This is a genomic window from uncultured Formosa sp., from assembly GCF_947500765.1.
GTDB lineage: Bacteria > Bacteroidota > Bacteroidia > Flavobacteriales > Flavobacteriaceae > Formosa.
The window spans coordinates 142,936-154,943 of record NZ_CANMTH010000001.1 but is presented as its reverse complement, the minus strand read 5'-3'; the positions used below and the strand labels follow the sequence as shown (position 1 = coordinate 154,943).

10 protein-coding genes and 1 tRNA gene are annotated in these 12,008 nt (G+C 31.8%); 2 read left to right on the top strand and 9 right to left on the bottom strand.

Annotation, left to right across the window (positions count from 1 at the left end):
* Positions 1 to 104 precede the first annotated feature (104 nt).
* From Q1B05_RS00665 to Q1B05_RS00645, 5 genes are all read right to left on the bottom strand, one after another.
* Positions 105 to 1,160 (bottom strand): FecR domain-containing protein, encoded by a 1,056-nt coding sequence (locus tag Q1B05_RS00665; RefSeq protein ID WP_299776559.1) that lies wholly within the window; start codon positions 1,158 to 1,160, stop codon positions 105 to 107.
* A 117-nt stretch (positions 1,161 to 1,277) separates the two neighbouring features.
* The gene (locus Q1B05_RS00660; RefSeq protein WP_299776558.1) at positions 1,278 to 1,955 is read right to left on the bottom strand and encodes a sigma-70 family RNA polymerase sigma factor; all 678 of its coding nucleotides are present in this window, start codon (positions 1,953 to 1,955) and stop codon (positions 1,278 to 1,280) included.
* A 602-nt stretch (positions 1,956 to 2,557) separates the two neighbouring features.
* Entirely contained in the window at positions 2,558 to 4,801 is a 2,244-nt protein-coding gene (locus Q1B05_RS00655; protein ID WP_299776557.1) for a DUF5916 domain-containing protein, read from the bottom strand.
* 164 nt (positions 4,802 to 4,965) lie between these two features.
* Positions 4,966 to 5,478, bottom strand: coding sequence for an ankyrin repeat domain-containing protein (locus Q1B05_RS00650; protein WP_299776556.1), 513 nt, complete (start codon positions 5,476 to 5,478; stop codon positions 4,966 to 4,968).
* A 63-nt stretch (positions 5,479 to 5,541) separates the two neighbouring features.
* Positions 5,542 to 7,035 carry a catalase gene (locus Q1B05_RS00645; RefSeq protein ID WP_299776555.1) on the bottom strand — a complete coding sequence of 498 codons (1,494 nt, stop codon included), beginning with the start codon at positions 7,033 to 7,035 and terminating at the stop codon, positions 5,542 to 5,544.
* Between the two features lie 136 nt (positions 7,036 to 7,171).
* On the opposite strand from Q1B05_RS00645, the gene Q1B05_RS00640 reads away from it, so the two are divergent.
* Entirely contained in the window at positions 7,172 to 8,095 is a 924-nt protein-coding gene (locus Q1B05_RS00640) for a hydrogen peroxide-inducible genes activator (protein WP_299776554.1), read from the top strand.
* A 6-nt stretch (positions 8,096 to 8,101) separates the two neighbouring features.
* Here Q1B05_RS00640 and Q1B05_RS00635 read toward each other — a convergent pair whose 3' ends face one another.
* The 4 genes from Q1B05_RS00635 to Q1B05_RS00620 form a co-directional block, all read right to left on the bottom strand.
* Complete coding sequence (locus tag Q1B05_RS00635) at positions 8,102 to 8,794, bottom strand: SDR family oxidoreductase (protein WP_299776553.1); 693 nt, start codon at positions 8,792 to 8,794, stop codon at positions 8,102 to 8,104.
* Between the two features lie 170 nt (positions 8,795 to 8,964).
* Positions 8,965 to 10,371 (bottom strand): flotillin family protein, encoded by a 1,407-nt coding sequence (locus tag Q1B05_RS00630; protein WP_299776552.1) that lies wholly within the window; start codon positions 10,369 to 10,371, stop codon positions 8,965 to 8,967.
* Between the two features lie 2 nt (positions 10,372 to 10,373).
* A complete protein-coding gene (locus Q1B05_RS00625; protein WP_299776551.1) occupies positions 10,374 to 10,949 on the bottom strand; it encodes a hypothetical protein in 576 nt (191 codons plus the stop codon).
* Positions 10,950 to 11,332: 383 nt separating this feature from the next.
* A tRNA-Ile gene (locus Q1B05_RS00620) sits at positions 11,333 to 11,406 on the bottom strand.
* 209 nt (positions 11,407 to 11,615) lie between these two features.
* On the opposite strand from Q1B05_RS00620, the gene rbfA reads away from it, so the two are divergent.
* Positions 11,616 to 12,008, top strand: a complete 393-nt coding sequence (gene rbfA, locus Q1B05_RS00615) for a 30S ribosome-binding factor RbfA (protein ID WP_159022092.1) — start codon at positions 11,616 to 11,618, stop codon at positions 12,006 to 12,008.

The following is a 12,008-nucleotide window of genomic DNA, read 5'->3' as shown; positions in this document are numbered from 1 at the left end:
GTTCACTACAGCAATGTGATTAAATTAAGCCAGAGGATGTTGGCGCATCTTCTGGCATTTTGACTAATTCAAGTAATTTTTTTTACTTCATAAAGTATTTTGGATTAATTAATTATTATTCTATTCTCTTTTATTGTGTAATTCATATTTGTACTGGCTTGTATATTCTGAATTACTTTATCTATATCTTCATTTAAATCTAAATACCCAGAGAAACTTTCTTTTGCTAAATCTTCATTTTCAATCTCGATCTTAACATTATAATATCTGGCTATTCTATTAGTAACATAACGCAAGTCGTTATTTTGAAATACTAACACACCATCTCTCCATGAGAAATAATTATTGACATTTACTTTTTCTGAAATAATACCTTGAGTGGTTTTATTATAAGTCGCTTTTGTACCTGGCGTAATTTTAATTTTATCTGCGTATTTGTGCGTTTTAGGATCGTTGTGATAACTAATCATTACACTTCCACTTTTTAGAACAGTATTAATAGCGTCTTCTTCAGAATAACTAGTAACTCCAAAAACAGTTCCTAACACCTGTACTTCCTGATCTTTAGACTTTACAATAAAAGGATGACTCTTATCGTGAGCCACATCAAAAATAGCTTCTCCTTCTAAATATATTTCTCTTCTATCGCCATTAAAAGCAACAGGGTAAACCAATTTAGAACCAGAATTTAACCACACCATAGTACCATCTGAAAGGTTAATTTTAGAACGTTTCCCGTAAGGAATAATAAGCGTATTATAAGACGTTTTACTATTTCTAGATGCTTCCTGCTCTATTTCTCTATCTTCTCCAATAGTTAAGGTTTTTCCAGAATTAGAATAGTTAATATTACTATCCTTTTCATTTATTTTTAAATTTTCTCCATCTCCTAAAATTAAAACAACCTCATCCGACTTACTAAAATCTGTCGCTTCATTAGTATTTACAACATCTGTAATAGAGGTTGTTGGTTCATTAAAAAAATAAAAACTTAATCCGACTAAAAACAGCATTGAAAACGTTACAGCCATAGCTAAACCTTTACTCCTTTTTTTACGCTCAACTTTATTAACAGAATTAAAAATTTTATTTTTTAAAGCAACCTTCTCCAATTTAGTAATTGGTAAAATTTTAACTTTATTAGATCCATTATCTTTCATAATGTATTGTATGCTGTATTTTTATTATTAAAACTCCCTATAGTTAATAGCAACTTTTTTGCTTTATATAGACGTTTAAATTTTGTTTTTTGTTTAATTAAGAATTGATTGCAACTTTTAAAACAGAAAAAAGAAGTTTAATTTTCTTAATACTTTAATTGCACGATAAATTGAAGTTCTTGCAGATTGTACGGATACACCTATGATTTCAGAAATCTCTTCGTAAGTTTTTTCTTCTTCAAATCGAAGAGATAATACATTTCTTTGCTTGTCACTTAAAGTTTTCATTGCATTTCTTAATTTCATATTTCGTTCAGAAATATGTTCTTCTGCTATGATCTTCTTTTCACAAGAATCTGAATGTCTTTTATTCAAAGTCTCTATTTCATAATCGAAATCGTCTAATGAAACTGAAGCGTTCTTTTTATTATATTTTTTATTAATTTTTCGTTTTAACGATTTGAATAAATAATATTTTACATTATCTGTTTTAGAAAGATTAGATCTATACTTATATAAGTCTACAAATAAATCATGAATACAGTCCATTACATACCCTCTATCTTTTGAGTGATACATACCATAAGAGAATAAAATATTTACATATCTATCGTAAAGTTCTCCTAAAGCTAATTTGTCTCCTTCCTTTAATTTTTTCCAAATTACAGCATCCGATTTTTCTTCTGGGAACATTTTACTCGCACTTGATTCGGCTACCTGATTTAGTGCTGCCGAGTCAATATCTAGATTGTTTTTTGCGACTAGAGCTAAAGCCAATTCTCCATATTCTTGCATAAACTTTCGATTTACTTTTGTATTTGAATTAATAATGTAACAATTGCTACACATTAAATTAAGTAAATCATTACTCCGTTATAGACTAAATTTCTGTTTTTTTAATAAAAAAGATGATTTTATCAATAAAACAACGAAAATTTAATGTTTTATTTAAATTAAAACACTCAAATTGTTAAATCACTATTGTAAAATGCAGTACAGAAAGACCTTTTTATGTTAAAATAAATTTTTAAAGTATCTATTTATAATTGGATGTCTACAATTAGCAAACTTTATAGACTAGATATGTTATATGTAGATACTGCTTGGGTTCCGCTCAATTTTACTTCTAAAATTTGTCCTGAATTACGTACTTAAAAAGCAAAAAAAATAAATTTTAAACTTTAACATATATTAAAACAGAATGAATAGAATGACACTATATGAACTTAAATGAACACTTGTAGAGATGTAGACAAACTTTAGCTTTTATTAACATTAAAATACACCTGATTAATATTCTATTAATGTAATTCAATATAGAAGCAACTGTATAAATAAAAAAACAGAGCTAATGTCGCTCTGTTTTTTTTACTCTATTGTTTATGTTTTTTATCCTTTTATCTATTAATATCGAACCAATAATTTATTTTTAAGAAAAGACCTTTCTGTATAGGCTCGTAAGGAGATGTTGTTTTCACATCATTATATGTTAAAAATATATCTGATAACGGCGCATATCTCCATTGCAATCTAGACACTAACAAGTAGCTTTCTGCCTGAGAGCTATATTGTATATCTGTGTTAAAAAATAACTTTTTACTAAAGGTAAAATTAAATGTCGGACCTAAATACCATAATTGATCTGAAGCGTATGGTTCTGGAAGCTGAATATCATCATATTGTGCCTGTAATTTTAATGTAAAGTATGGCTGAAATCTATATTGAAACGTTACATCTGCTGTAAATTTATGACCGTTATAAAAAGCCCCATACATCGCAGAACCTTCTGTCCAGAGAGCTTTTCTTTTATCGGATTGAAAACCTAATTCTAAATCATTATAATTATAATCTCCTATTGGTAAAGAAATAGCATCATCTTCTGTTCCTACAGGATCAAAAGCCTTACTTAAATGAATAAAACTATTGTTTCCTGTAAGAGAAAGCATTGCTCCGCTATTAAAATTAAACTCTACATAGGCTGCATTATAAATTTCTCTTGGAGACAAATTATCTGAAGCTCTCCAATACGAATTATTACTTGCACTAAACACAATTGTATTTATAGAACCTTCTGGGTATATTCTAAATTTTGCATTAGGATTTGCTCTTAATATATCTACACGCTTAGAGTAACCAAGATCTGATTGAAAACCTTCATCTACATACTGAGTTGTTAAACCTAGCGAGTATTTTCTTTTTTCAACATTTAAATCTGTTCCTGCAGAAATTCCATTAGTAGTCACCCCAGGAGTAAAAGATTTATGCACATACACTTGAGCATCTATAGTATTATCTTCAGAAAAGAAATTAAAATCGGAACCAACAACACGATTATATCTTGTTTTTCTACTTATAGAATCCGGCACACCTTCATAAACATATTCATAATTAGTTGCTTGTCTGTTTACAAAAAATGCACTCACGTTAGATTTTTTAAGTATTTTATGTTCTGCTGCAACAATTAAGTTATTATTTGCAGGAATATAGTCGCCTTTATCTCCTCCGGTTTGCACATCTAAAGCTCCAATTCTTAGTTTATTATTTATTTTCCCGGTAAATTTTGCTCCACCATTAACATCTACAATAACAGTATTACCATCACTATCTGTATCTACACCAATACGTCTAGAATAAAAAGGAAGTGCATTCTTTGTGTCTCCAAATCCATTAAATAAATCACCATTATCTATAAAAAACTGACGTGTTTCATCTTGTTTAATTTCAAATTGAGTAACATTATTCTGACTTGCAGCAACATCTTCACTAGAGAAATCAGGATTCAGAGTCAAGTCTAACATAAAACTATTTTTCACAGGTATTTTAGCATCAAAACCAGCCTTAAAGTCGAAAGACTCTTCATTATTCACATAATCTTTATTAAATGAAGGCGTTACATAAGGAATAACAGAAATTGGACTTTTGGTTTGCTTTAGTGGTCTTTCAAAAATTAAATCGCCGAAAAACCCTTGATTAAATTGATTCAGATTCTGCGGAACTTTTGACCAAGAACTTTTGGTGTTAGATTGTGTGTCTGATCTCATTGTATTGAACTTCCACCTATCTACACCTTCTTTAAATTTAAAAGCAGACATCGGAATTCTTACCTCAGAAATAAAATAACCATCATAAATTTTAGATTCTCCAATCCATTTTGTATTCCAGTTTAAATCTAGATCACCATCTACTCCTCCTCCATATATAATACCTTCTCGCAATACTCCAAAAGGATTTATACCAAATAGAAAGGCATTGGTTCGGTCGCTGTAGGTATCAAACATTAAATTAATAATATCTGCACCACTTATGCTATAATCACGCTCATAAGACGGTGTTTTATATTGTTCTCCAGGAGCATATCCTTTAATCGCTACATATAAATACTCTTCGTTATAAAGCATTCTTAACTCTGTTTGATAAGCGGTTTCTTTTGTGTCTATAGGAAAATACTCTGTAAAATTACTTGTAGGTACTGCTAGTTCCCACATAACCTCATCTAAAACACCATCAATTTCAAAGGCATTATTGTCTACATAATTTACATCTATCTTTTTTTGTCCATATACATGCGAACACATCATTAAACCAAATATATATAGCAAAAACGAATAAGTAGTTGATGATAAAGATAAGGGCTGTCTCATTTTATAGTTTTGATTTCAAAATTATTTGTAAGAATTATTTTTCAAAAATAAATTCATTTTTCTTACTTAAAGAGTATTCCTACATATATTTTCAAAGGACTAATTTGTCCTTTTATCAAAACAGCACTGTTACATCATGTTTTTCATCAATTTATTAATAATTATTATTTTAAAAGCGCAATAATTTCAGAATTCCCTTGCATTTCAGCATGTTTTAATGCAGTATTCCCTCTATTATCTGTAATTGTTCTGTTTGCCTTATTTTTTAGTAAATATTCAGCAATAGATGTATGGCCAAACGTACTGGCATAAATTAAAGCTGTAGCCTCATTAAAATTTTGTTGATTTACGTTAGCACCATTATCGATAAGCATTTGGGCGATAGCTATATTCCCTTTAAAACACACACCCATTAAAGCTGTATTGCCTGAGAGATCTTTCGCATTTACATCGCTACCATTTTCTAATAAATAGCTAACAATAGCTGTTTGATTATTATATGCAGCTAAAATTAAAGGCGTAAATCCTTTACTATCGGCTGAATTGATAACTGTAGGATTTGCAGCATAGAGTGCCTTAAGATATTCTAAATCGCCACTTCTAGACGCATCAAAAACCGACTGACTGTAACTAGTTGTTCCAACAAGAAGGATAAGTAGTATAAATATATATTTCATAGTGTATTAGGTTTAAAAAAGAGGACATGTTACACATCCTCTTTTTATATATTTTTAAGTGAATTAATTCATAAAGTCTTTCTGAGAGTAACCTAAGGCTTTTGCTACACGCATACCGTAATCTCTGTCTGATTGATAGAAATAACCAATCATGGTTTTTTGAATATTTTTATCTGTAACCTGCCCCAAATCACCAACTAAGTTTTTAATTAAATGATCTTGTTCAACTTTAGTAAGTGATCTGTAAAAATCTCCTGCTTGTTCAAAGTCGTTTGTTTTGGTAATCTTCTTCTGTGTAATTGTAACGTTTGTAAGCGTTGTCTCAGCCTGCTTGTATTGTGCATCTTCTTTTAATGCAGCTTTACTACTAGGCTGATAGTTTACATCTGGATTTTCAAATCTTTTATTACCAGCACTATTCCATCCATCAGAATTATAATTATTTGGTTCTTCTAAAGGTTTATTAATTTCTAATTGTAAGAAATTCGGACCTAAACGGTGTCTTTGCGTATCAAAATAAGAGAATAAACGTCCTTGTAATAATTTATCTTCAGAAGGCTCTACTCCTGGGATTAATGTGCCTGGTGAAAATGCAATACTTTCTACTTGCTCAAAATAATTTACCGGATTCTGATTTAATGTCATTGTACCAATTTTAATCTTTTCTATCAGATCTGCAGGCCAATCTTTAGTTGCATCTAAAGGCCAAAAATCAAAAGAGTGTATGTCTTCAGGAGCAATCATTTGCACATATAAATCCCACTGCGGGTAGTTTTTATCAGCAATATCTTTTCTTAAACTCATCGTTGCATGCTGCCAATCTTTACCTTGCTGAATTGCTGCTTCTTCGACAGTTAAATTTTTCTCTCCCTGTTTAGACACCCAAGAATATTTTACATAAGTTACTTTCCCTGCTTTATTAATCCATTTGTAACCATGCACACTACTTCCATTCATGTATTGATATCCTTTTGGCGTACCTAAATCTGTCCACAACCTTGTAATCATATGTGTTGCTTCTGGAACGTGAGAAAAGAAATCGAAAAAACGATTTGGATCTTGTTTATTTGTTACAGGAGATGGCTTTAAAGAATGTACCATATCGGGGAATTTAATAGCATCTCTAATAAAAAATATTGGTAAATTATTTCCTACAATATCGTAATTACCTTCTTCTGTATAAAATTTCACTGCAAAACCTCTAGGATCTCTTGCTGTTTCCGGAGAGCCTTTACTATGAATTACAAGCGAAAAACGAACGGCTAAATCTGTTTTCTTTCCTGGCTCAGAAAAAAGGACAGCTCTAGTATATTCAGACATATCTTTTGTAGCTTCAAAATAACCAGAAGCTCCTGCACCTCTTGGATGCACCACACGTTCTGGAATACGTTCTCTGTCAAATGCTGCTAATTTTTCTACTAAAAAAACATCTTCTAATAATACTGGACCATATTCGCCAACAGTTTTCGAGTTTTGATTGTCTCCAACAGGCACTCCACCGTTTGTTGTTATTGTTTCGTTAGTTTGAGAGAACCCAATCCAAACGAAAGAAAGCATAATAAGCGTTGCTAATTTTTTTTCATTTTTGTATCAATTTTATTTATGATGATGGTGTAAAATTCAATCACAACGACTTATAAATCAAATTAATACTTTATATACTTGTATTGTTAAAATTAATATTGAACAAAAAATGACCTTACAACAACTACAGTATGTTATTGCCTTAGACACTTACAGACACTTTGTTACAGCTGCAGAAAAATGCTTTGTAACGCAACCCACCATAACCATTCAGGTAAAGAAACTAGAGGAAGAAATTGGATTTTTAATTTTCGATAAAAGTAAATTTCCTATAAAACCAACAGATTTAGGTGAAGTGTTTATTACAAAGTCTAAGGTCATACTACGAGAAGTAAGTGAACTTAAAAATATGGTAAGCCTGGAATTAGACAATTTAGAGGGAGAATATCGTATTGCCGTAATACCAACCATTTCGTCTTACTTAATTCCGTTAATTTCAGGCGACATCTCTAAAAAATATCCAAATACCATTTTAAGAATTGAAGAACTAGAAAGCGACCAGATTATACTCGCACTTCAGAAAAAAGAAATAGATATTGGTATTTTAGTTACACCGTTAAACGAACCTTTTATTAGAGAAATAAAACTGTATAACGAGCCCTTTATTTTTTACGGACAGCAGCACTATTTTGATGAAGAAAAGAAAACAATATCTATTGCTGAAATAGAACATTTAGACAACATTTGGCTGCTAGAAAAAGGACATTGTTTTAGAAACCAAGTCTTGAATATTTGCGGACACAATGAAAACACAAAGAACATACAATTCCAGAGCGGATCTATAGAAGCATTGAAAAAAATGGTAGATCATTATGGCGGATTTACCTTAGTTCCAGAAATGGCAATTGACGACAAAGATAGCGGTCACGTTATCCATTTTACAGAGCCAAAACCCATTAGAGAGGTTAGCTTAGTAACGCATCATAGTTTTTCTAGAGACGTGCTGTTAGATGCTTTACGTTTAGAGATTTTAGAACACACTCCAAAAGCATTCGATAAAAACGAACGCTTTATTAAAGTGAATTGGAGGTGATTTTAACTATTTTATGGATGAAACACCACCGTCTACATGCAGGATTTGCCCTGTAATCCAAGACGAATTAGGTGTTAATAAGAATAAAGCTGTTTTTGCAATATCTAACGGATCTCCTACTTTTTTTAACGGATTCATTTTAGATTGATTTTCTTTTTTCTCTGGCGTGCTTAATAAGCGACCAGCCAACTTTGTATCTGTAAGCGAAGGCGCAATGGCATTTACCCTAATAGTTGGCGCAAGCTCGGCAGCTAAAGATCGTGTTAATCCTTCAATAGCACCTTTAGAAATAGAAACCTGCGAATGAAAACTAAATCCCTGTTGTACAGCTACTGTAGAAAACAATACCAAAGAGGCATCTCCGCTAGCTTTTAATCTAGGTAAAAGGTATTGTATTACTTTAATTGCTCCTGTAACCTGAAGCTTAAAATCGTTCACAAAATCGTCTTCTTTAAAGCGATGAAACGGCTTTAAATTAATACTTCCTGGACAATAGGCTAAACCATGAATTTCACTAGGTAAATTATCTAGGTTTAGGGCATCTGTTGTCGCATCAAAGTGTATGTACTTTACATGCTCCCGATCTTGAACAACATGAGTATGATACGTTGCTATTACTTCCGATCCTTCTGCCTCTAGCAAATTCACCAATTGTTCTCCAATTCCAGACGATCCGCCAATAACTATATAATTTCTCATTCCATTTTTATAAATTAATGTGCTACGCTCTTGAAAATTAGATAACAGCCTCAACTATTAAAGTTATAAAATAAGTATGAAATAAAAAAATAACGGATGAATACCAATTTATAGTATCTATCCGTTATTGTATTCAGTAAAAAAACAACTAGAAAAGTATTACATCACATTTAATTTAATTCGGTAACAGCATCATCGTTTCCATCTTCTACTTTCTTTCCTTTTAAATATTCTGGTAATTCCATACCAGCCATATTAAACATGTCTTGAAGTGGTGGTACAGAACCGTACATCCCTGAAATAAAGTTTGAAGTCGCTGTTTTACCATCTTTAGAGGAACCATTTTCCCAAACGGTAACTTTATCGATTTTAATATTTTTAATAGCTTCAGATTGTAATTTTACTAATTCTGGAAGTTTGTCTGCAATTAATAAAAGAACAGCATCTTGAGAACTGTTTCCTGCAGCTTTTACAATTCTATCAAACCCTTCAGCTTGTTTTGTCATGATTTCAAAAATACCTTGTGCTTCGGCTTGTGCTTTAAACAAAATAGCATCTGCATCTCCTCTTGCACGACGTCTTGTACGCTCTGCTTCGGCTTCTGCATCAATCTCTACTTTCTTTTTATCTATTTCTGCAGGGACAATAATATCTGCCAACTGTGTGCTTCTTTCTCTTTCTGCACGAGTAACTTCGGCAGCTTGTTCTGCGATATAAGATTCTTCTAATGCTTTTGCAGATTGTACTTTTTCTGAAGCAATTGCAACACGTTCTGCTTCGGCTTCTCTTTGACGACGTAACGAATCTGAATTTGCAACATTAATTTTTGCAAGGTTTTCTCCTTCTACAGCTTTTGCATTTGCTGCTGCTACTTGTGTACGCTGATCCTGAACCGCATTTGCCTCTCCAATAGAACCATCTCTAACTTTTTCGGCTACAGATTTACGAGCTGCGTTTATAGCGTGTGCAGCAGCTTCTTTTCCTAAAGCTTCGATATAACCAGATTCGTCGACAATATCGGTAATATTTACGTTGATTAATTTTAAACCAACTTTCTTTAATTCCGATTCTACACTATTAGAAATATTTGTTAAAAACTTATCTCTATCATTGTTTATTTCTTCAATATCCATAGAAGCCACAACCAAACGCAGTTGTCCGAAAATAATTTCTTTTGCTAACTCTTGAATTTGTTCTAAACCTTGTCCTAATAAACGTTCTGCAGCATTTTGCATAACACCAGGTTCTGTAGAAATACCAATGGTAAAACGAGACGGTACATTTACACGAATGTTCTGCTTACTTAACGCATTAACTAGGTTTACTTCAATAGAAATAGGTGTTAAATCTAGATACTCGTAATCTTGAATTACGGGCCAGATAAACGAGGCTCCACCGTGAATACAACGGGCAGAATTTCCGGTACCTACCTTTCCATAAACCACCAAAATGCGGTCTGAAGGGCATCGTTTATATCTTCTTACAAACGTAAGAAGAATCATAAAAACAAATAAAATAGCAAATCCAATAGCGAGCAATGGCGCTAGGGATTCGACTTGAAGCTGTAAAAAAGTCATGATTAGTTGGTGTGTTTATTAACAATTAAAATTCCAGTGCCTGTTATTTCGGTCACTATTATTATATCTCCTTGATGAAGTTCTGAAGCATCGTCGGTTAAGGCATCTAGTTCACGCATACCACCTTGAATATTTATATGCACTTTTCCTATTCTAGAACGATTTGCTCCAATAGTAAGGTACACTTCTCCAATTTGGTTTAAGGCATTTTTAATTTTTAAAGATCCGCTACTATTTAATTTACCTAAATAATAAAATAACGATGCCATAATAGTCATCATGATCAAGCCACAAATGGTAGAAATTAAAATGGTTAAGCCATTAGACAATCCATTGCCAATACAGGAAATTCCCGTCCACCCGAAAATAGTAAAAAATCCAATTAAATTTTTAAAAGATAAAAACTGAAAACCAATACCTGTATCGGCTTCTATGTCTGCATCTACATCGCCAGTTTCTTCAAATTCACCACCAATAAAGGTTAAAAGCGTGAGTATAATAAAAATAACAGAAGCTGTTAAAGCGATAATCCAGTATACCTTTTCAAAAGGTTCTAATGCGGCAAACCAGTTATTCATTAGTAAGTAGGTTTTAATTAAGTTGTTAATATATAAACTTTATAAAAAGGGTGCAATAGCTTCTAAATTTATTATTTACGAAAATACTTTAATTTACTATAAAAATAGTAAATCGCTAAGAAGGAAAATAAAAATAGAGATTTGTATTTAGTAGTGTGTTCTTGCCCTGATTATTTTAAAATCTGCAAATTCATATTCTATTTTCTAAGTCATTCAAGTTGCTATTGTCTCTATAAAACGAACAAAGACAGAAATAGCCCTGCATTGATGTTAAAATGATTGGTTTAAATTCATTAATAATTATAATATAATTTTCTACTCACTAATTCATACCTAAAACAAAAAAGCCTCTCGATTTCTCGAAAGGCTTGCCATTATTGAAGTGGTCCCACCTGGGCTCGAACCAGGGACCACCTGATTATGAGTCAGGTGCTCTAACCAACTGAGCTATAGGACCTCAAAATTGGAGTGCAATATTACTATTATTTTTAAAATAGTACAAGCGTTTTTGCAATTACTTTTTTTAAAATTATAATATTAAAACACACAAACTCACCACAAGACTGTTAGTAGGCTGAGTATTAAATATTTTATACTTTTATAAACTCGAATAAATTTTACTACCAAAAAGTAAGATAATCTTTAAATATCAACTATTTTTGCACCATGGAAAGTAATAGACAAAAAAAAATAGGCTCAGTTTTACAACGCGATTTAGTAGACGTACTTCAAAATGCCGCAACACAAGGTGGAATGAAAGGGATACTAATTTCGGTATCTAAAGTAAATGTAACTGTAGACTTATCTATTGCAAAAGTATATCTTAGTATTTTCCCTAACGATAAAGCAAAAGAATTATTAGTAGGTATTCGTTCTAACACACCTTTAATTAGACACGAGTTAGCACAACGTACAAAACACCAATTACGTAGAATGCCTAATTTAGAGTTTTTTGTAGATGACTCTTTAGAATATATAGACCAAATAGAACAATCTTTAAAAGGAAAGGATAACCCGATTAACAATCCAGACCTTTTAGGAGATCACAAAAAGTCGTAA

Coding starts and splice junctions, on each gene's coding strand:
- Q1B05_RS00665 (WP_299776559.1), bottom strand. CDS start 1,160: ATGAAAGATAATGGATCTAATAAAGTTAAAATTTTACCAATTACTAAA.
- Q1B05_RS00660 (WP_299776558.1), bottom strand. CDS start 1,955: ATGCAAGAATATGGAGAATTGGCTTTAGCTCTAGTCGCAAAAAACAAT.
- Q1B05_RS00655 (WP_299776557.1), bottom strand. CDS start 4,801: ATGAGACAGCCCTTATCTTTATCATCAACTACTTATTCGTTTTTGCTA.
- Q1B05_RS00650 (WP_299776556.1), bottom strand. CDS start 5,478: ATGAAATATATATTTATACTACTTATCCTTCTTGTTGGAACAACTAGT.
- Q1B05_RS00645 (WP_299776555.1), bottom strand. CDS start 7,035: ATGCTTTCTTTCGTTTGGATTGGGTTCTCTCAAACTAACGAAACAATA.
- Q1B05_RS00640 (WP_299776554.1), top strand. CDS start 7,172: ATGACCTTACAACAACTACAGTATGTTATTGCCTTAGACACTTACAGA.
- Q1B05_RS00635 (WP_299776553.1), bottom strand. CDS start 8,794: ATGAGAAATTATATAGTTATTGGCGGATCGTCTGGAATTGGAGAACAA.
- Q1B05_RS00630 (WP_299776552.1), bottom strand. CDS start 10,371: ATGACTTTTTTACAGCTTCAAGTCGAATCCCTAGCGCCATTGCTCGCT.
- Q1B05_RS00625 (WP_299776551.1), bottom strand. CDS start 10,949: ATGAATAACTGGTTTGCCGCATTAGAACCTTTTGAAAAGGTATACTGG.
- rbfA (WP_159022092.1), top strand. CDS start 11,616: ATGGAAAGTAATAGACAAAAAAAAATAGGCTCAGTTTTACAACGCGAT.